Below are 19,627 nucleotides of genomic sequence, written 5' to 3' on the forward strand. Positions count from 1 at the left end.
CCGTCCTAGGCATGGACGCGATCTCGTGGGGTGTCGTCGGTTCCCGGAGTACGGCGGTCGTGCTCGGCCGCCTCCGACTGCTCGAGGGCGAGTTCGTCGGCGTCGGACTTCTCGGCGACCGAGGGTGCCTTCGGGTCGTATCCGGTGCGCTCGAGCAGTGCCAGGGTGCACACGAGGGAAACCGCTGCGTAGCAGGCCGCCGCGATGGCCACGCCGGTGACGTCACCGGACGAGTTGAGCAGGTACTGGGCGAGAACCGGGGTGCCACCACCGACGATCAGCGAGCACAGCTGGTAGGCGAGCGACAGGCCCGAGTACCGGATGTTTGCCGGGAAGGCGCGGGCCAGGATGCCGGCGATCGCGCCGTAGAACATCGAGTGCGGAATCGTCGCGAGGCACATACCGATCACGGCGACCGCGAAGGTCTCGGTGCGGATCGCGAAGAACATCGCCGGCATGAGGAACAGCTCCGGGACGATCATCAGGAGCATGGCCCTGCGCATGTCGATTTTCGACACCAGCACGGCACCGAACGGCTGCACGATGAACTGCACGACGAGGGCGATGGCGATGATCGCGAGGAAGGTGCCGCGCTCGTAACCGAGTTCGCTCGTCGCCCACGACAGCGCGAAGGTGTTCTTGAAATAGGTCACCTGGGCGAGGGGCAGTGCACCGGCGCCGAGCAGGACCAGGACCCAGTGCTTGCGCAGCACTTCCTTGATCGGGAGCTTGACGGTCTTCTTGCGTGCCAGAACGGCTTTCATCGCGTCCGATTCCTCGAGCTCGAGGCGGATCACCATGCCTATGACGACCAGCACGCCCGACAGCAGGAACGGGATGCGCCAGCCCCACATCATGAACTGCGGGGTGGGCAGCGCTGCGAGGAAGAAGAAGGCCATCGTCGACAGCAGGTTGCCGGCGGGCGAACCCTGCTGCGCGAACGCCGAATACAGGATTCCCTTGCCCTTCGGGGCGTTCTCGCTGGCGATGAGGACGGCGCCGCCCCATTCGCCGCCGACCGCGACGCCCTGCACGATGCGCAGGAAGACCAGCAGGACCGGCGCCCACATTCCGATCTGCGCGTAGGTGGGGAGCAAACCGATGCCCACCGTCGCGATGCCCATCATGACGAGCGTGATGACGAGGGTGTTCTTGCGTCCGAGGCGGTCTCCGAGATGGCCGAAGATGACGCCACCGAGTGGGCGGGCGAGGAAGCCGGCCCAGAGGGTGACGAACGCGAGGAGGGTCGCGACACCGCTCGAGAGTTCGTCCGAGAAGAAGACCTGGCCGAACACCAGCGCGGCGGCCGTGCCGTAGATGTAGAAGTCGTACCACTCGATGGTGGTGCCGATGAAGGAGGCGATACCGGCCTTGCGGGCCTTCCTCGCGATCTCCTGATCGGTGGGTGTGGACGAACTCATGCGCCCTCCGTCTGCTACGCCCCCGGACGAGGCGGGTGGAATGTGGTCTGCGTCTCAACAGAGAGTGGCAGGGCTCGGATTTCCAGTCCAATACCCAATAGGACCCGAATCGATACCGCAGAGGTATTACTGAGGAGTCCGTGTTCGTCCTGGTAGACATGCAGCGACGCCGGATGGGGGAACCGCGAACGCGAAAGGACATCAGGTGACGAGCGACCGAACCGATCGGACCGAGGTGGAGGTTTCCGCCGGCCTGCCGCTGGAGGGCATCACTGTGGTAAGCCTCGAACAGGCGGTCGCCGCGCCCCTCGCGACGCGCCATCTCGCAGACCTCGGAGCCCGTGTCGTCAAGGTCGAACGCGTCGGCGACGGCGACTTCGCGCGCGCCTACGACGGTGCCGTGCACGGCCTGGCCGCACACTTCGTCTGGCTCAACCGCGGCAAGGAATCGTTCGCGGTGGATCTCAAGGCTCCCGAGGGCATCGATGCGGTGAAGGCGCTGATCCGCGGTGCGGACGTCTTCTTGCAGAATCTCGCTCCCGGCGCGGTGGAGCGTCTCGGACTCGGTGCCGACGACCTGCGTGCCGACCACCCGGAACTGGTGGTGGTCAACATGTCCGGTTACGGCACCGACGGACCGATGCGCGACCGCAAGGCCTACGACATGCTCGTGCAGTCCGAGACGGGCCTGTGCTCGATCACCGGCACGCCCGAGACTGCGGTGAAGACGGGCATCCCCACCTCGGACATCGCCGCGGGCATGTATGCGCTCACCTCCATCCAGGCGGCGCTGTTGCGCCGGCACCGCACGGGCGTCGGCGCGACGATCGACGTGTCGATGTTCGACGCGACCGCCGAATGGCTCGGTTATCCGATGTACCTGCAGATGTATCAGGGGCGGCAGGTGCCGCGGATGGGTTTGTCGCACACGTCGATCGCGCCGTACGACAAGTACCCCACCTCGGACGGCGAGATCCTCATCGGCGTGCAGAACGATCGGGGCTGGCGCACGCTCACCGATGTGCTCGGCATGCCCGAACTGGGCGATGATCCGCGCTACGCCACCAATCTCGAGCGGGTGCGTCGCCGCGAGGACGTCGATGCGCTGGTCGGGCAGGCCACCAAGCAATTCACCAGTGCGGAGCTCGACGGCAAGCTCGCCGACGCCGGTGTGCCCGCCGCGCAGCTGCGGGATCTGCGCGGGCTCATCGAGCACCCCCAGCTCTCGACGCGCGATCGCTGGCGTGAGGTGCAGACCGAGGCGGGGACGGTGCGTGGCATCCTGCCGCCGATGAACTTCCGCGACGTCGAACTGCCGATGGGCGCGGTGCCGGGGCTCGGTCAGCACACCGACACGGTGCTCGCCGCTCTCGGGCTCACCGACGAGCAGATCGCGGGCCTGAAGAAGGCCGGCATCGTCGGCTGATCCGCCCCGCTGGTCCGCTCGGCCTCGCCCGCTCGCCAAATGTGCGGCCATAGCTTCCGGTGCTTATAGGTATCCGAAGCGACTGCCATCGTCGATTCTGATGGATCCGCGCTGCTCAAGGATTGACGATCCCCGCCGGGTACCGAAAAATGGCCGTACAAACACTCGTTCGACGAGTGCGGGTCCGCGATGACCCGATGGGCAAGGAGGCGGCGATGTACGGATCCGGCGACCGTGACTGGGTGGTCGCGGCGCGGTGCCGCGGGGTGGACACGTCGATGTTCTTCCCTCAGCCCGAGGACGGCCGTGGTGCGGTGCTCCGGGCCGAGCGGCAGGCGAAGGAGGTCTGTCGCTCCTGTCCGGTGATCGACGCGTGCCGAGTGCACGCCGTGCGCACCGGAGAGACGCACGGCGTGTGGGGCGGCATGAACTACGCCGAACGGCGAGCGTTCGAACGTGCGATGAAACTCGGTCGCCTCCAGTCGGTCTGACGCTGTCAGCCGACATTGGTGACGGGGATCAGACCACCGGTGACGGAGGCGCCCGCATCGGAGATCAGGAACTCGATGACCTTCGCGATGTCGGCCGGCTTCGACCAGCGGCTCGTGTCGGCGTCGGGCATCGCGGCGCGGTTGGCCGGGGTGTCGATGACGACGGGCAGCAGCGCGTTGACGCGGATGTGGTCGTCGCGGTACTCGAGCGCCATCGTCTCGACCAGCGCCGACACCGCAGCCTTGGAAGCGATGTAGGGGGCGCCGCCCGGGAAGGGGTTGAGCGTCGCGGCGGTGGAGATGCAGACGATCGATCCACCGCCGCGGCGGATCAGGTGGGGCAGCGCCGCCTGGCTGACGGAATAGGCAGTGCGCAGGTTGAGATCGAGCTGGGAGTCGAGGACCTCGATCGGAGTCTCGTGCACCCGAGGTCCGGAGGTGAAGCCGCCGACAAGATTGACGACGCCGAAGAGGGGAGCGTCGGGGTCGTCGCACGCCAGGTTCAGGGCGTCCTCGAGCTGTTGCTCGTCGGAGACGTCGGCCTGGACGAGTTGGAGGTTCGGATGCATGCCCACGCGCTCGAGCTCGTCACGGACCAGCCACGGCACCACGACCCGCCATCCGGTGTCGAGGAGATGTTTCGTCACGGCGCTGCCGAGGCCGCCGGTGCCACCACTGACCAATACGGTGCGAGCCATCTGCCGGTATCCCTTTCGAGCGAGCCGTCTGCCGTGCTCCAACCGTACGTCGGTGCGCGAGAGGAACGATACCGCAGATCGGAAATGATGTTCTTTTTTGGTGGGTGGGACGGACGGCCCCTGAGCTGCAGTGACGGGTGGATGTGCTGCCCGCTGAACGACTTCGTACGAAGATCATGACGAACAAACGACGCAAAGTGGAAGGACGGTCGATGACCGACATCGAGGCAGAATTCGTTCACATCGGAGGTCTGCGCGCCTATCTGGCCAGGCCGCTCGGCGGTGCCACCGGAGGAATGCTGCTGCTGCCCATGATCACCGGCATCGACGCCCAGGTCCGCGAGTACGCGCACGACATCGCCGGAACCGGTGTGACCGCGCTCGTCTGGGATCCCTGGCACGGACCGAGCGCCGACGACGCCTCGCGCGAGGAACTCGTGGAGTTGATGCGGGGCCTCGACGACGAGAAGTGCCTCGCGGAGATGGCGACCCTGCTCGACCATGCCTTCGGTGAGCTGCGCCTGGAGAAGGTCGGCGTGATCGGATGGTGCCTCGGCGGACGCCTCGCCCTGGTCCTCGGCGCCCGCGACACGCGGGTCGCGAACGTCGTGGCCTACCACCCGTCGATCGCGGTGCCGCCCGCCCCGAACCACACGATCGACGCCGTCGAACAGGCAGGTCGCGTCGCTGCACCCGTCATGGTGCTGCACGCCGGCGCCGACACGATCATGAGCGCCGAGACCTTCGCGAACCTGCAGGCGACGCTGCAACAGCGCGAGACCGGCGCGACCATCACCCACGTCTACCCGGGCGCCGAACACGGTTTCTCCTCCCGCGACCGGCACGGCAATCCCGTCAACGCCGACGCCTACGCCGTGTCGTGGCCCCAGGCGTTGAGCTTCATCGGCGACACCGTCCGCTCCTGACGCGTTCGCTACAAAGTTGGCTTTCCGCTGCGGTGATTGCCGGCAATTGCTGTAGCAGAAAGCCGATCTTGTAGCGGATGAGCAGAATTTTTCGGGAGAAACGGTTGCACATGCGCGCGTGAGGGCCACGATGGAGCGCATGGCGTCGAGCGCGAAACTCGAACAGGTCGTCATCCGCATCGCCGGCGACTCCGGCGACGGCATGCAACTCGCCGGTGACAGGTTCACCGCCGAGGCGGCGGCCTTCGGCAACGACCTTGCCACACAACCCAACTTCCCCGCCGAGATCCGCGCACCTCAGGGCACTCTTCCCGGGGTCTCGAGCTTCCAGATCCAGATCGCCGACCACGACATCCTCACCGCCGGCGACCGGCCCGACGTGCTGGTCGCGATGAACCCGGCGGCCTTCAAGGCCAACGTCGGCGACCTGCCCCGAGGCGGCACCGTCATCGTGAACAGCGACGAGTTCACCAAACGGAACCTGAGCAAAGCGGGCTACGACGCCGATCCGCTCGGTACCGACGCCGTGCAGCATCTGACCGTCCACGCCCTGCCGATGAGCACCCTCACCGCCGGAGCCGTCGAACCCGCCGGTGTGGGCAAGAAGGACGCGCAGCGCTCGAAGAACATGTTCGCGCTCGGTCTCCTGTCGTGGATGTACGGGAGGCCGATCGCGCCGGTCGAGACGTTCCTCGAGCGCAAGTTCACGTCGAAACCCGACATCGCGCACGCGAACGTCCTCGCCCTGCGCGCCGGCTGGAACTACGGCGAGACCACCGAGGCGTTCGCCGCAACCTACGAGGTGGCCCGCGCGGCACTGCCACCCGGGACGTACCGGCAGATCACCGGCAACACCGCCCTCGCCTACGGTCTCGTCGCGGCGGGTCGCGCGGCGGGGATGGACGTCTTCCTCGGCACCTACCCGATCACGCCGGCCTCCGACATCCTCCACGAACTGAGCAGACTCGGACGCTTCGGAGTGCACACCTTCCAAGCCGAGGACGAGATCGCGGGTATCGGCGCCGCGATCGGCGCGTCCTACGGTGGCGCGCTCGGGGTCACGAGCACGTCGGGTCCGGGAATCGCCCTGCAATCCGAGGCCATCGGTCTGGCGGTGATGACCGAACTGCCGCTGATCGTCGTCGACGTCCAGCGTGGTGGACCGTCCACGGGCCTTCCGACGAAGACCGAACAGGCCGACCTGATGCAGGCGATGTTCGGCCGCAACGGCGAATCGCCCGTCGCGATCGTCGCTCCGCAGTCACCCGCCGACTGCTTCGACGCCGCACTCGAAGCCGCGCGCATCGCCATCACCTACCGCACCCCGGTCATGCTGTTGTCCGACGGTGCGATCGCCAACGGATCCGAACCGTGGCGGATCCCCGACATCGACGACCTGCCCCGCATCGATCCGCGCTTCGCCGCGTCGCCGGGTGACGACGATCCCGGCTACCTGCCCTACGCCCGCCACGCCGACACCCTCGCGCGCGACTGGGCGATACCCGGCACCGCAGGTCGCGAGCATCGGATCGGCGGACTCGAGAAGGCCGACGGCACCGGCGACATCTCGTACCACCACACCAACCACGAGCTGATGACCCGACTGCGGGTCGCGCGGGTGGCCGGCATCGACGTCCCGGATCTCGACGTCGACGACCCCACCGGCGACGCCGAGGTGCTCGTGCTCGGCTGGGGTTCGTCGTACGGGCCGATCGGGGAGGCCGTGCGTCGCGCCCGGCGAGCGGGGCATGTCGTCGCCCGCGCGCACCTCCGGCACCTGGCGCCGATGCCGAAGAATCTCGGCGACGTGCTCGGCCGCTACCGGCGCGTGCTGGTCCCGGAGATGAACCTCGGTCAGCTGTCCTTCCTGCTGCGGTCGCGGTTCGATGCCGACATCCAGCCGGTGACGAAGGTATCCGGCATGGCGTTCCGCGCCGACGAACTCCACGACGCCATCGAAGCCGAGTTCGCCGGAACACTCGCCGACACCGAACGATCCCGGACGCCGGCCGCGGTCGCCTCGTCGACGAAACTCGACCCGACAGCAGAGAGGGCACGAGCATGACCGGACTCCTCGGCCACGATCTCGGACTCCGCCCGCACACCGACGCACTCGACGGTGTGCCCCGGACGGACGACCCGCAGAAGGCGAAGGACTTCACGTCCGACCAGGAAGTGCGGTGGTGTCCGGGTTGCGGCGACTACGTCATCCTCGCGACGGTCCGCAGCCTGCTGCCCGAATTGGGTGTCCGGCGTGAGAATCTCGTGTTCGTCTCCGGTATCGGATGCTCGTCGCGCTTCCCCTACTATCTCGACACCTACGGTGTGCACTCGATCCACGGACGCGCCCCGACACTCGCGACCGGTCTGGCGGTGACGCGTCCGGATCTGTCGGTGTGGGTCGTGACCGGCGACGGCGACGCCCTGTCGATCGGCGGCAACCATCTCGTCCACGCCCTGCGTCGCAGCGTGAACATGCGGATCCTGTTGTTCAACAACCGGATCTACGGCCTGACCAAGGGGCAGTACTCGCCGACCTCGGAGGTCGGCAAGGTCACCAAGTCCTCACCCGGCGGGTCGGTCGACGCGCCGTTCAACACCCTGTCGCTCGCACTCGGCGCCGAGGCGTCCTTCGTCGCACGTGCGCTCGACTCCGATCGCGCCGGGCTGACGGGGGTCCTGCGCGCGGCGGCACACCATCGCGGCGCGGCCTTCGTCGAGATCCTGCAGGACTGCCCGATCTTCAACGACGGCTCGTTCGACGTGTTGCGCAAGGACGAAGCGCCGTCGCACCTGATCCCGCTGCGACACGGCGAACCGATCATCTTCGGAGTCGACGACGAGCGGTGCGTCGTCCGAAAGGGTTTCGGTCTGCGTGTGGCGCAACGCTCCGAGGTGGACGCCGCCGACATCGTCGTGCACGACGCGCACACCGACGACCCCGAATACGCGTACGCGCTGTCGCGGCTGTCGGACCAGGACCTTCGTTACGTCGTCACGGGGATCGTGCGGCAGGTCGGGCGGACGACCTACGACGACGCGGAGCGCGCTCGGGTGCGGACCGCGCGGGAGTCCGGCACCGCCGACCTGCAGCAGTTGCTGCGGGGCGACAACACGTGGACCGTGCCCTGATGCCCGTAGCCGCTACCGTCCTGGCTATTCGCCGCCGCAATTGCTGTGGCGGATGGTCGAAGTCGTTGCGGATCGGGCATGTGTGAACAATTTGTTGACAACAACTTGCTCACGCGCCGTCCTGGGATCATGTCCGAGGAAGGTTTCACCCCACCCGATCCGCGTCGCGAACGCGCCCATCGTGAGTACGCGGGGCTGTTCCGGATCGCCGAACGGCACGGCAGCACTCCCGAACAACGGGCCAGGCAGTCGCACCCCGAGATGCTCGACCCGCTCGGCGCCATCCGTCTCGTCAAACGAGTCGACGCATAACGACGAAACCGACATTGTTCGCGATTTCCCAAACGATTTCGCGCACAACGTCGGTTTCGGCAGGGGCTGTCAGGCCATGAGTGCGGTGAACCGCCAATCCAGCACGGGCGCCGGCTCGGCACCGCCGCGGTTGCCATTCGCGGCACCGCCGCGGTTGCCATTCGCGGCACCGCCGCGGTGCGCGTAGACGACCGACCGCAGGTTCAGCACGCCACCGCCCTCGGCGAGGGGCTCGGCGGATTCGACGTGCAGGTCGCTGGTGAGGGTGTCGCCCTCCTGCACCGGACCGGTGTGGTCGCACGACTTCCAACCCAGCACCGTCACGAGATTCGGCAGCGCGCGCGTCGCCTGCGAGAAGGCCAGGCCGATGGTGTGGCCGCCGTACACGAGACGACCCGACGCGCCGACCCGCTCGTCGTGGTGCGTCGCCGCGATGTTGAGGCTCAGGCGCGCGAGTTCCGGTGCGCTCGAGACGACATCGCCGCTGGACTGCAGCACGGCACCGGCGAGGGACTTGTCGAAGTGCTCGCCCGGCACCTTCGACCGGTAGACATCCAGATCCCAGTCGGCGGGCGCGGACCACTGCGGTTCGTCCTGCGGTCCGATGGCCGAGAGGTCGTCGGAGTGCACGACGCGGTCGGGGTCGGGGTTCTCGCTCAGCGGCAGCATCGCGCAGCGGTAGAAGTCGAGGACGGTGTTGCCGTCCTGGTCGACGGTATTCATGCGCAGCGCCGCGAGTCCGGTGGGCCTGCGTCTGGGTTTGACCGAATTCTCCTTCAGCCCCACGACTTCGGTGGTGGTGTAGAGAGTGTCGCCGATGTGCGGAAAGCGGCGGAAACGCAGGCCGCGGTAGAAGAGGTTGGCCTTGACGTGGTGCGTGACGAGCGTGGACTGCCCGATCGCGATGTCGGTGACGAAACCGGCGTGCGCGACCGGCCCACCCGCGACGGCGGCCGAGAGGTGCTTGTCGAGCGGAAGGCGCAGGCGGTCACCGAGAATGCTCTGGTGCGCGGCGGCGAGGCCGTCGGTGAGCGTCACGGCGGGGGCGGTGTCGAAGACCTGACCGACGGTCAGTTCGTCGAAATAGGGTCCGCCGACGTACGAGGTGGTCATGGCTTTCAGGCTCCGATCTTCGACAGGGTGCGGCGGGCGGCGACGGCGACGGCCTCGTCGAGCATCTGCCCGTCGAGCTGGGCGGCTCCGGCGCCGCGGTTCTCGGCTTCCTCGAGCGCGGCGAGAACCTTGCGGGCGGCGTCGACCTGATCGTCGGTGGGCGTGAAGGCCGCTGCAGCAGAGGTGATCTGCGCAGGGTGGATGACCCACTTGCCGTCGAATCCGAGATCGGACACCCACTGCACCGAGTGACGGAAGGCGTCGTCGTCGGCGATGCCGAGGAACGGGCCGTCGATCGCCTGGACACCCGCGGCGCGGGCGGCGTGCAGCACGCGGTCCTGCACGTAGAGCCAGTGCTCGGGCGCGGCGGTGCGAGCGCGGCCCAGGGAGGCGCCGAGGTCGGCGTAGCCGATGATCACGCCGGCAACCCGGGGCCCGGCGACGATCTCGTCGATGCGCTGCACGCCGGCGGGGGTCTCGATGAGGGCCTGCACCGGGACGGTCGAATCGCCGAGGATGCGGTCGGCCTCGACGAGGTCGTCGGCGCTCTCGACCTTGGGGATCACGATCGAGGCGAGGGCGTCGCCGAGTGCGGCGCACGTGCGCAGGTCGTCCTCGAACCAGGGCGTGCCGCGTCCGTTGATGCGCACGGAGACGGTGCGTGCGGCGCCGTGTTCGCGGACCAGGGGAGCCACGAGTTCGCGGGCGGCGTCCTTCTGGTCGGCGGTGACGGCGTCCTCGAGGTCGAGGACGACCTCGTCGGCGGCGGAGGCGAGGGCCTTACCGGCTTTGCGTTCGTCGGAGCCGGGGGCGACGAGAACGGCGCGCCGGCGGAGGTGTTGCTCGGAAGACACGGGGACCTCGGGGAGTTCGGTCGGCAATGACGGCGCTAAATGTACGGCCATTGTTGGCGGTATGCCACCCCACGGAGAGGTGTGCTCATAGGAAGGTGCAGTCGTTCGTATCGTCGAAAACTCTGCAATCACGACGTCGAATGACGGTCCTTGCGTTGACAACGTCCGAGCTCGGTCCACAAAATGGCCGTACAAAGTTTGCCGGGTCCGTGTGGCCCGTCCCCAACGAAGGATGCCCCGTGACCTACCTGAACGACGAAGAGACTTTTCTGGTCGAGACCGTCCGCGACTTCATCGATCGGGAGGTCAAGCCGTCGGTGCAGGAGGTCGAGCACGCCAACGAGTACCCCGAGAAGTGGATCGAGCAGATGAAGCAGATCGGCATCTACGGGCTCGCCGTGCCCGAGGAGTACGGCGGCTCGCCGGTGTCGATGCCCTGCTACGTCCAGGTCACCGAGGAACTCGCCCGCGGATGGATGTCGCTGTCGGGTGCGATGGGCGGGCACACCGTCGTCGCCAAGCTGCTGACCCTGTTCGGCACCGAGGAGCAGAAGAGCAAGTATCTGCCCAAGCTCGCCACCGGTGAGATCCGGGCGACGATGGCGCTGACCGAGCCCGGCGGCGGCTCCGACCTGCAAGCGATGACGACGACCGCCAAGCGTGACGGCGACGAGCTGGTCATCAACGGTGCCAAGACGTGGATCACCAACGCGCGTCGCTCGGGGCTGATCGCGCTGCTGTGCAAGACCGACCCCACCGCGCAGCCGCGCCACAAGGGCATCTCCGTCGTGCTCGTCGAGCACGGCCCGGGTCTGACCGTCTCACGCGACCTGCCCAAGCTGGGTTACAAGGGCGTCGAGTCGTGCGAGCTGAGCTTCGATGGCTACCGCATCTCCGCCGACGCGATCCTCGGCGGCGAGCCCGGCAAGGGCTTCGCCCACATGATGAAGGGCCTCGAGACCGGCCGTCTGCAGGTCGCCTCCCGCGCCCTCGGTGTCGCGACCGCTGCACTCGAGGATTCCCTCGCCTACGCGCAGCAGCGCGAGAGCTTCGGTCAGCCGATCTGGAAGCACCAGTCCATCGGCAACTACCTGGCGGAGATGGCCACCAAGCTCACCGCGGCCCGGCAGCTGGCGCGCTACGCGGCGGAGAAGTACGACAGCGGCGAGCGCTGCGACATGGAAGCCGGTATGGCCAAGCTGTACTGCTCGGAGATCGCGATGGAGATCGCCCTGAACGCGGTGCGCATCCACGGCGGCTACGGCTACTCCACCGAGTACGACGTCGAGCGCTACTTCCGCGACGCGCCGCTGATGATCGTCGGCGAGGGCACCAACGAGATCCAGCGCAACGTCATCGCGAGCCAGCTCGTAGCACGCGGCGGACTGTGACGACCGGCCGCTAGGATCGGTCCGTCATGGACTACAAGGTGCGGGAAACGGAACCGGCCTACGCGCAACTCGCGCGCCAGCTCCGGGAGGCCGTCGAGGCGGGACGGTACAGCGACGGCACGCGGCTGCCCACCGAGGCCGAACTCGCCGAGGAACACGGCGTGAGCCGGCAGACGGTGCGTCGCGCCTTCCAGGATCTCGTGGCCGACGGCATCGTCTACCGTGTTCCCGGCCGCGGCACCTTCGCGAACGAGTCGGGCCGGCGTTATCGGCGCCAGCTCGGCTCGATCGAGGATCTGCTCGCTCTGTCGGCCGACACGGTCATGCAGATCGTCTCGCCGTTGCGGCGCGGGGTCGACATCGATGCGGCGAGCCGGCTCCGCCTCGACACCGACGTGCTGTACACCGCGGTCTTCAAGCGTCTGCACGACGGAATCCCCTTCGTACTCACCACCGTTCATCTGCCCGAACCCGTCGCCGCGCACGTACTCGACTCGCCGGAGCTCCAAGCGGGTGCGTCCAGCCGGAACACGATGATCGGCCTGCTCGAACCCCATCTCGACAGTCCCATCGTCGAAGCCGCACAGTCCATCACGGTCGCGCTCGCCACCGAACAGGTGGCGACCGAACTGAATTGTGAAGTAGGACATCCCTTGCTGCGCGTCGACCGGTTGTACTCGAACGACGATGGCGTGCCCACCGAGTTGTCGGTGAGTTACTTTCTGCCCGAGCACTACACCTATCGCGTCACCCTCAGGCGAGCCGGTCTCTGACCGTCGCCGCACATCGACAGGAGCAACAATGCGGGTTCTCAACGGAATCGACGAGGTCGAGAAGGCCGTCGGCGAGCACCTCGGCTACAGCGATTGGCTCGAGATCGACCAGAAGCGCATCGACCTGTTCGCCGAGGCCACCGGTGATCACCAGTGGATCCACGTCGACCCCGAGCGTGCGAAGGACGGCCCGTACGGCAAGACCATCGCCCACGGTTACCTGACCCTGTCGCTGCTGCCGGTGCTCGGCACCCAGATCTTCTCCCTCGAGGGCCTGAAGATGAAGGTCAACTACGGCAGCAACAAGGTTCGCTATCCCGCGCCGGTCCCCGTCGGCTCGCGGATCCGTGCCGGCGCCGAGTTCACATCGCTCGAGCGCACCGCCAAGGGTGCGAACCTCGTCGTCGGATACACCATCGAGATCGAGGGTGGAGCGCGTCCGGCACTGGTCGCCGAGACGGTGGTCGTTCTCGTCCCCTGATCGTCAGGAGATCTCGATCCGGAGGATGCGGTCGTCGTCGTCGGTCGGGCTGCCGCGACCGTCCCGATTGGACGTCGTCAGCCACAGTGAGCCGTCCGGCGCGGCGACGACGGTCCGCAATCGTCCGTACTCGCCGACGAAGAAGTCGGTCGCGGTGACTGCGGTGTCCTGCACATCAGTATCCGGGATATCGATGCGCCAGAGGCGTTCTCCGCGCAGGCCTGCCATCCACAGGCTGCCGTCGAACCATGCCAGGCCCGACGGCGACGCCTGCGAGACCGGCCAGGTGAGGACCGGATCGACGAATTCGCCGGAGCCCCCGGCCCCTTCGGTCACGGGCCAGCCGTAGTTCGCACCGGCCGTCACGAGATTCAGCTCGTCGACGTCGTTCTGCCCGAACTCCGACGCCCACAACCGTCCCCGGTCGTCGAATGCGAGTCCCTGCACGTTGCGGTGACCGAGCGAGTACACCGGCGACGCCGGATCTGGGTTGTCGGGCGCGGGTTCGCCGTCGCCGGTGATGCGAAGAATCTTGCCGCCGAGTGATTCCGGATCCTGGGCGAGTTCGCGCTCGCCCGCCTCGCCGGTCGCGACGTACAGCATCCCGTCGGGACCGAAGATCATCCGCCCGCCGTCGTGGATCCGTCCGGCCGGGATACCGTCGAGGATCACCTCCGGTTCGGCGAGCGTGGTGCCGTCGAAAACGGCTCGGAGTACCCGGTTGTCGCTGCCGGTTGTCACGTACAGGTACACGAAGCGGTCGGTGTCGAAGGTCGGCGACACCGCGATTCCCAGCAGTCCCGATTCGCCCTGCGCGAGGGTCTCTCCGACGCGACCGACCTCGCGGACCTCGCCGTCGGTGATCTCGACGATCCGGCCGGTGTTGCGCTCGGTCACCAGTGCAGAACCACCGGGAAGAAAAGCAACTCCCCACGGAGTGTCGAGACCGGACGCGACGGTGCCGGTCACGCGCGGAGTACCTGTCCCGGGCGTCGAGGGCTCGGTGACGGTACGGCTCACCCCGGCGGGACCCTCCTCGACGGACGGACTCGACGGGGACGCACATGCCCCGAGGTACACGGCTGTTGCTGCGGCGGCCAAGCCGGCGAGAAGTGTCCGCGACATGGGTCGATCCTCTCTTACCGAGGTCCGTTCCGTCGGCGAATTCCCGGCGCTCGGAGTCAGGACGAGAACGCGAGCCGGACCTGGGTCTTGCCGAGCACCCGCCGGTCGTCGACGGATACGGTGATATCGATCCGTGCGGTGCGCTCCGCCTCGTCGAGGTGGCCGACCTTCGCAGACACCGACAGGACGGCACCGTGCATCGGGTCGACCACAACGGGTCGCGTGAACCGTGTCTCGTAGGAGACGACCACGGTGGGATCGCCGAGCCGTTCCGTGAGGGTCTGCAGGGCGAGGGCTGCGGTGAGCATTCCCTGGCAGAGCACGCCGGGGAGCCCTTCGCCGGCTGCGACGACGTCGTCGTAGTGGATCGGGTTGAAGTCGCCCGAGGCACCGGCGTAGCGGACCAGATCGCTGCGGGTCACCGTCAGTTCGGTCTTCGCGATGACCGCACCGACCTCGAGTTCGTCGAATCGTATTGCGGTGCCGAGTGTCATGCGTCGTCTCCTCGGTGAAGCAGTGTCGAAGTGACTACCGCGACCAGATCGTCCGTGTCGTCCCGGATCTCGCAGATCGTGGACAGGATGTGGTTGCCGGCGCGTTCGGTGACCTCCGTGATGGTGAGCGTCGCGGTCAAATCGTCGCCGGCCACGATCGGGCGCCGGTGCTCGACCTTCTCCGACCCGTGCACCACCCGGTGCAGCTCGAGACCGGTACCCGGCGTCTCCAGAAGCTGTGTCACCGACGGACTCTGGACGACGGTGGTGAAGGTCGTAGGAGCCACGACATCAGGGAAGCCGGCGGCCCGGGCTGCCTCCGGGTCGAGATGGATCGGATGCGTCGATCGGACGGCGCGGGCGAATTCCCGGATCTTCTCCCGGCCGACGAGATAGGACGTCGGCGGAAAGATGCGTCCGGCAAGGTCGGGGTTCAGCGGCATCAACGCAGCGTAGCGACGTACGGGGAGGATCGGTGTCGTGTTCGTGACCTACACGCCGAATTCGAGGTGATCGTGTGGGGACCGTCTCGGGATCACGTGTTGCACCCTCGTGCCGCGACCTTCCATCGCTCGACTACCGCGTCGCCGGAGACCGTGATCAACTCGTCCGCGAGGTTCACGGCATTGCACACGTGGTTGGGGATCACCCGCACCCTGTCGCCGAGTTGTGGGCGGGTCGATGCCTCCGGCCACTGCACCGTCGCGTGATGCTCCGACAGTGCGGTGATGCGCGCGTCCGGTTCCCCGAGGATGCGTCCGTACCCCGTGGCCCACGCGGCTCGATCGGCGCCGAGCGCCTTGGAACCGGCATCGAGCACGATCACCTCGTCGCGAGCGGAAACGACGGTCGCCAGGGCGGTCAGCGCGATGTCGGATTCGCTCACCGCGCCGAGTTCGAGTTGCTGCGCATCACCGAAGACGTACACGCCGGGACGCAACTCGGTTGCAACCGTGGGCACGTCGAGATGTGCCGTGGGGGAGGAACCCCCACTGATCACGGTCGGCTCGATCCCCGCTGCTCGTAGCGACGCCGCTGCTGCCGCCAGTGCGTCGGCTTCCTCCCGTGCTGCGCTGTCGGGCGCGTCGGGTGCGTACGAGTGGCCGGGGAAGGTGAAGACGCCGCGCACGTCGAGGCCCGCCTCGCGGGCCGCCGACGCCACGGTTCCGGCCTGTTCGGGCAACACGCCGGTGCGGTGGTGCCCGCTGTCGATCTCGACGAGCACCCCGATCGCGGTGCCGGCGTGCTCGACGAATTGCCGGGCTCCGGTCGCGGAATCGATCCCGACCGTCAGGCGCACCCGGTCGGTCAACGCGCGCAGCCGTGCACCGCGGGCAGCGTCGACCCACAGCGGGTACGCGACGAACAGGTCGTCGAAGCCCTCGTCGGCGAAGACTTCGGCTTCGGAGACGGTCGCGACCGTCAGGCCGCGGGCTCCCGCACCGAGCTGGCGTCGTCCGATCTCGGAGCACTTGTGCGTCTTCGCGTGGGGTCGCAGCGACAGGCCTCGTGAGGCGGCGGACTGCGCCATCCGCGCGATGTTGCGGTCGAGGATGTCGCGGTCGACGAGCAGTGCCGGGGTGATGTCGAGGTCCATGGCCGAACCGTAGACCGTCGGAACCGGGAATTTAGAGAGTGCGCGGCCTCTTTTTCATGTACCCTCGCGCCATGAGTGGTGTGGATCACAATTACGGGGATTTCGATGTCATCGTCCGAGGTGGTCTCTGGTTCGACGGGACGGGCGCACCCGGCGTCGTCCGCAACCTCGGTATCCGCGACGGAGTCGTCGTCACCGCGACCTCCGACGACCTTCCTGCCGGCCCGAACACCGAGGTCGTCGACGCGCACGGCCGCTGGGTGATGCCGGGCTTCGTCGACACCCACACCCACTACGACGCCGAAGTGCTCGTGGGTCCGGGTCTGTCCGAGTCGGTGCGGCACGGCGTCACGACCGTGCTCATGGGCAACTGCTCGATCTCGACGGTCTTCGTGCCGCCGGTCGACGCTGCCGACCTGTTCAGTCGCGTCGAAGCACTCCCGCGCGAGCACGTCCTCTCAGCCCTCGAGAAGTCCAAGACGTGGAGCACGCCCCGCGAATACATCGAGGCGCTGAACAAGCTTCCGCTCGGCCCGAACGTGACGGCCTTCGTGGGACATTCGGACGTCCGCGCGTCGGTGATGGGGCTCGGACGCTCTACCGAGTCGGCGAACCGACCGACCCGGGCCGAACTCGCCGAGATCGACGCCCGCATCGAGGACGCCCTCGACGCGGGCTTCCTCGGCGTGTCGACGATGACGAACCCGTGGGACAAGATGGACGGCGACCGCTATCGCTCGCGCACCCTGCCGTCGACCCACGCGTCGTGGTCGGAATTCCGCCGCCTGCACAAGATCCTGCGCCGACGCGGTCGCACCCTGCAGGCCGTGCCGAACCTCAACACCAAGTACGACGTCGTGTTCTTCGCCCTCGCCGGCACGGGCATCGGGCGCAAGCCGATGAAGACGTCGGTGCTCGCAGCGGCCGACACGAAGGCCGAACGGTGGGTCAACCGCATCTTCGGTCCGATTGCATTCGCGGCCAACCGGATCGGCAAGGGTTCCTTCCGCTGGCAACACCTGCCCACGACCTTCGAGGTGTACTCCGACGGCATCGACCTCGTCGTCTTCGAGGAGTTCGGATCAGGCCGTGCCGCACTGCATCTGCAGGACGAACTCGTCCGCAACGACCTGCTGCGCGACGAGGCCTACCGCCGCTGGTTCCGGCAGGACTTCGAGAAGAAGTTCTCACCGCGCGTGTGGCACCGCGATTTCGACGACACCCGGATCGTCGAATGTCCCGACGCCTCGCTCGTCGGCCGGTCGATCGGCGACGTCGCGCGCGAGAGGAAGCTGCATCCTGTCGACACCTTCCTCGACCTCGTCGTCGAGTACGGCAGGAAGTTCCGGTGGCACACCGTGATCGCCAACGACCGAAGCAAGGTCGCCGACCGGCTCATCCGCACGCCCGGCGTCACCGTCGGGTTCTCGGACGCCGGCGCCCACCTGCGGAACATGGCCTTCTACAACTTCGCGATCTGCCTGCTCCGCCGCGTCCACGACGCCGAGAAGGCGGGCAGGCCGTTCCTCCCGCTGCCCGAAGCCGTCCACAAGCTCACCGGCGAACTCGGCGACTTCTACGGAATCGACGCCGGCCACCTGCGGGTGGGCGACCGCGCCGACTTCGTCGTCGTCGATCCTGCCGGACTGAACGCCGACGTCGATGCCTATCACGAGTCGCCGCTCGAGGAGTTCGGCGGAATCCGCCGCATGGTCAACCGCAATGACCGCGCGGTGACGGCGACGGCGGTCGCCGGCCGGGTGGTCTTCCGCGACGGCGAGTTCGTGCCCGGTTACGGACATACCGTCGGCACCGGCCGGTTCCTGCGCGCCGGGGTGGAGGAGCGCGGACCCGCGCCGATGCGCATCTCGGCGGGTGAGCCCGTCGCGTGAGTGCATCCGTAGTACGCCGTACCCAGCAGGAGCGCAGGGAGGAGACGATCGGCCGCATCCTCGACGCGACCATCACTGCCCTCGCCGAGCTCGGTTGTACCGGGACCACGATCGGTGAGGTGTGCCGGCGTTCGGGGGTGTCGTCGGGTGGGGTGTTCCGGCACTTCCCCACGCGACTCGACCTGATGATCGCGGCGGCCGACGCCGTCCGGGAACGCCAGTTCGCGAACTTCGAAGCGGGTCTCGCGGCGCTCGGTGACGAGCACGCGGACATCTCCGAGTCGCTGCGGGTGTGCCTCGAACTGCTGCGCACCGCCTGTCGGGCCCCGATGAACGCAGCCTGGTACGAACTGCTCGGCGCGGCGCGCACCGACCCGGCGTTGCGGGAGCATCTAACGCCGATGGCCGAGCGCTACCACGCCCAGATCGTCGATCTCGGCAGGTCGCTGCCTGTCGCGGCACGGTTCCCGGCCGACGTCTTCGACACCCTCCTGCTGTCGCTCGTGCACATGTTCGACGGCGAAGCGCTGGCGTCGACGGTGCATCCGCAGCCGGAACTCGAGGTGCGACGGATCGAACTGATGGCCCGGATGTTGGCGCTCGTCACATCTGACATAAGTTCGAATAATGAGCAATAGTGGATCTGCTCCTCAGTGGTTCGTCGACGCCCTGGCCACACCCGTCGAGACCGGGAAGGTCGAGGCAGCCGGTGCGACCATCGCCTACCGGGCGTGGGGCGAATCCGGTCTGCCGGGCATCGTGCTGGTCCACGGCGGCATGGCGCATTCGGGGTGGTGGGACCACATCGGCCCGCAGCTTGCCGCCGGACGTCGTGTCGTCGCGCTCGATCTGAGCGGTCACGGCGACAGTGACCACCGCGAGCACTACACCCTGGAAGCGTGGTCCGCGGAGGTCGTCGCTGCGGCCCGCGCCGGCGGTATCAGCGGTCCACCGGTCCTCATCGGTCACAGCATGGGCGGGATCGTCTCGTTCGCCGCCTCACATCTCCACGGCGACGAACTCGCCGGTGTGGTGATCATCGATTCGCCGATCCGCGACATGACGCCCGAGGAACTCGAGATGCGCGCGAAGGCCGTCGCGAACGCCGGACCGCCGAAGGTGTACGCCGCGGCGGAGGACGCCGTCGCCCGATTCCGCCTCGTGCCGCCGCAGGACGACGCCGAACCCTACGTGCTCGAGCACATCGCCCGCGGATCGCTGAAGCAGGTCGACGGCGGCTGGTCGTGGAAATTCGACAATCTCCGCATGGGACGTGAGGGGCGCCGTAGCCTCGAGGCGATGAGTCCGGGATGCGCCGTCGCCTACTTCCGCTGCGAACGCGGCATCATCGACGACGCGCTCTACGGGCGGATGGTCGACAATCTGGGTCCTGATGCGTTGTTGATCGATCTTCCGGCCTCGGGCCACCATCCGATGATCGATCAGCCGCTGGCCGTCGTCGCCGCCGCCCGGACGCTGCTGGCAGCCTGGGGGAGATGAC

Annotated in this window: 20 protein-coding genes; 12 read left to right on the forward strand and 8 right to left on the reverse strand. The window is 67.6% G+C overall.

Going from position 1 to position 19,627, the window contains the following annotated elements; genetic code table 11:
• Positions 1-5 precede the first annotated feature (5 nt).
• On the reverse strand, positions 6-1,421 hold the full coding sequence (locus tag K3M35_RS13975; protein ID WP_039585038.1) for an MFS transporter: 1,416 nt from the start codon (positions 1,419-1,421) through the stop codon (positions 6-8).
• A 205-nt stretch (positions 1,422-1,626) separates the two neighbouring features.
• On the opposite strand from K3M35_RS13975, the gene K3M35_RS13980 reads away from it, so the two are divergent.
• Together K3M35_RS13980 and K3M35_RS13985 are read left to right on the forward strand one after the other, a co-directional pair.
• Positions 1,627-2,847: a CaiB/BaiF CoA-transferase family protein gene (locus K3M35_RS13980; RefSeq protein WP_019290835.1), complete on the forward strand. Its 1,221-nt coding sequence runs from the start codon at positions 1,627-1,629 to the stop codon at positions 2,845-2,847.
• Positions 2,848-3,062: 215 nt separating this feature from the next.
• On the forward strand, positions 3,063-3,338 hold the full coding sequence (locus tag K3M35_RS13985; protein WP_033096410.1) for a WhiB family transcriptional regulator: 276 nt from the start codon (positions 3,063-3,065) through the stop codon (positions 3,336-3,338).
• Positions 3,339-3,343: 5 nt separating this feature from the next.
• Here the strand turns inward: K3M35_RS13985 and K3M35_RS13990 are convergent, their stop codons facing one another.
• Complete coding sequence (locus tag K3M35_RS13990) at positions 3,344-4,036, reverse strand: SDR family NAD(P)-dependent oxidoreductase (RefSeq protein ID WP_006553717.1); 693 nt, start codon at positions 4,034-4,036, stop codon at positions 3,344-3,346.
• Positions 4,037-4,248: 212 nt separating this feature from the next.
• Between K3M35_RS13990 and K3M35_RS13995 the strand changes: the two genes are divergently transcribed.
• From K3M35_RS13995 to K3M35_RS14010, 4 genes are all read left to right on the forward strand, one after another.
• Positions 4,249-4,962 carry a dienelactone hydrolase family protein gene (locus K3M35_RS13995; RefSeq protein WP_094981007.1) on the forward strand — a complete coding sequence of 238 codons (714 nt, stop codon included), beginning with the start codon at positions 4,249-4,251 and terminating at the stop codon, positions 4,960-4,962.
• 130 nt (positions 4,963-5,092) lie between these two features.
• Positions 5,093-7,027 (forward strand): 2-oxoacid:acceptor oxidoreductase subunit alpha, encoded by a 1,935-nt coding sequence (locus tag K3M35_RS14000; protein ID WP_033096329.1) that lies wholly within the window; start codon positions 5,093-5,095, stop codon positions 7,025-7,027.
• Positions 7,024-8,094: a 2-oxoacid:ferredoxin oxidoreductase subunit beta gene (locus K3M35_RS14005; RefSeq protein ID WP_217579458.1), complete on the forward strand. Its 1,071-nt coding sequence runs from the start codon at positions 7,024-7,026 to the stop codon at positions 8,092-8,094. The genes K3M35_RS14000 and K3M35_RS14005 overlap by 4 nt, the downstream gene beginning before the upstream one ends.
• A 129-nt stretch (positions 8,095-8,223) precedes the next feature.
• Positions 8,224-8,406 carry a hypothetical protein gene (locus K3M35_RS14010; RefSeq protein ID WP_019290838.1) on the forward strand — a complete coding sequence of 61 codons (183 nt, stop codon included), beginning with the start codon at positions 8,224-8,226 and terminating at the stop codon, positions 8,404-8,406.
• A gap of 69 nt (positions 8,407-8,475) precedes the next feature.
• Here K3M35_RS14010 and K3M35_RS14015 read toward each other — a convergent pair whose 3' ends face one another.
• Both K3M35_RS14015 and K3M35_RS14020 read right to left on the reverse strand, forming a co-directional pair.
• Positions 8,476-9,519, reverse strand: a complete 1,044-nt coding sequence (locus K3M35_RS14015) for a MaoC family dehydratase (RefSeq protein ID WP_039585032.1) — start codon at positions 9,517-9,519, stop codon at positions 8,476-8,478.
• A gap of 5 nt (positions 9,520-9,524) precedes the next feature.
• Positions 9,525-10,400: a CoA ester lyase gene (locus K3M35_RS14020; protein ID WP_052227260.1), complete on the reverse strand. Its 876-nt coding sequence runs from the start codon at positions 10,398-10,400 to the stop codon at positions 9,525-9,527.
• Positions 10,401-10,612: 212 nt separating this feature from the next.
• Between K3M35_RS14020 and K3M35_RS14025 the strand changes: the two genes are divergently transcribed.
• Genes K3M35_RS14025 through K3M35_RS14035 form a run of 3 tightly spaced genes read left to right on the forward strand, consistent with a single transcriptional unit; the run spans position 10,613 to position 13,018 of the window.
• Complete coding sequence (locus tag K3M35_RS14025; RefSeq protein WP_019290840.1) at positions 10,613-11,764, forward strand: acyl-CoA dehydrogenase family protein; 1,152 nt, start codon at positions 10,613-10,615, stop codon at positions 11,762-11,764.
• 26 nt (positions 11,765-11,790) lie between these two features.
• Complete coding sequence (locus K3M35_RS14030) at positions 11,791-12,537, forward strand: GntR family transcriptional regulator (protein ID WP_019290841.1); 747 nt, start codon at positions 11,791-11,793, stop codon at positions 12,535-12,537.
• 28 nt (positions 12,538-12,565) lie between these two features.
• Positions 12,566-13,018 (forward strand): MaoC family dehydratase, encoded by a 453-nt coding sequence (locus K3M35_RS14035; protein WP_019290842.1) that lies wholly within the window; start codon positions 12,566-12,568, stop codon positions 13,016-13,018.
• Between the two features lie 3 nt (positions 13,019-13,021).
• Here K3M35_RS14035 and K3M35_RS14040 read toward each other — a convergent pair whose 3' ends face one another.
• The 4 genes from K3M35_RS14040 to K3M35_RS14055 all read right to left on the reverse strand — a co-directional run bounded on the left by K3M35_RS14040 (position 13,022) and on the right by K3M35_RS14055 (position 16,234).
• The gene (locus tag K3M35_RS14040) at positions 13,022-14,143 is read right to left on the reverse strand and encodes a sorbosone dehydrogenase family protein (protein WP_033096327.1); all 1,122 of its coding nucleotides are present in this window, start codon (positions 14,141-14,143) and stop codon (positions 13,022-13,024) included.
• 56 nt (positions 14,144-14,199) lie between these two features.
• Complete coding sequence (locus K3M35_RS14045) at positions 14,200-14,637, reverse strand: MaoC/PaaZ C-terminal domain-containing protein (protein WP_019290844.1); 438 nt, start codon at positions 14,635-14,637, stop codon at positions 14,200-14,202.
• The gene (locus tag K3M35_RS14050) at positions 14,634-15,080 is read right to left on the reverse strand and encodes a MaoC family dehydratase N-terminal domain-containing protein (protein WP_019290845.1); all 447 of its coding nucleotides are present in this window, start codon (positions 15,078-15,080) and stop codon (positions 14,634-14,636) included. The genes K3M35_RS14045 and K3M35_RS14050 overlap by 4 nt, the downstream gene beginning before the upstream one ends.
• A gap of 92 nt (positions 15,081-15,172) precedes the next feature.
• On the reverse strand, positions 15,173-16,234 hold the full coding sequence (locus K3M35_RS14055) for an alanine racemase (protein WP_039585027.1): 1,062 nt from the start codon (positions 16,232-16,234) through the stop codon (positions 15,173-15,175).
• Between the two features lie 71 nt (positions 16,235-16,305).
• Here K3M35_RS14055 and K3M35_RS14060 point away from each other — a divergent pair, with 71 nt between their 5' ends.
• From K3M35_RS14060 to K3M35_RS14070, 3 genes are read left to right on the forward strand one after another with little or no spacing between them, the layout of a single operon-like run.
• On the forward strand, positions 16,306-18,126 hold the full coding sequence (locus tag K3M35_RS14060) for an amidohydrolase family protein (RefSeq protein ID WP_220666563.1): 1,821 nt from the start codon (positions 16,306-16,308) through the stop codon (positions 18,124-18,126).
• Positions 18,123-18,764: a TetR/AcrR family transcriptional regulator gene (locus K3M35_RS14065; RefSeq protein WP_220666564.1), complete on the forward strand. Its 642-nt coding sequence runs from the start codon at positions 18,123-18,125 to the stop codon at positions 18,762-18,764. Before K3M35_RS14060 ends, K3M35_RS14065 begins: the two co-directional genes overlap by 4 nt.
• The gene (locus K3M35_RS14070; protein ID WP_019290848.1) at positions 18,754-19,626 is read left to right on the forward strand and encodes an alpha/beta fold hydrolase; all 873 of its coding nucleotides are present in this window, start codon (positions 18,754-18,756) and stop codon (positions 19,624-19,626) included. Before K3M35_RS14065 ends, K3M35_RS14070 begins: the two co-directional genes overlap by 11 nt.
• Position 19,627: the final 1 nt, after the last annotated feature.

This window comes from Rhodococcus sp. DMU2021 (assembly GCF_019641445.1).
In the GTDB taxonomy this organism is placed as follows: Bacteria; Actinomycetota; Actinomycetes; order Mycobacteriales; family Mycobacteriaceae; genus Rhodococcus; species Rhodococcus pyridinivorans.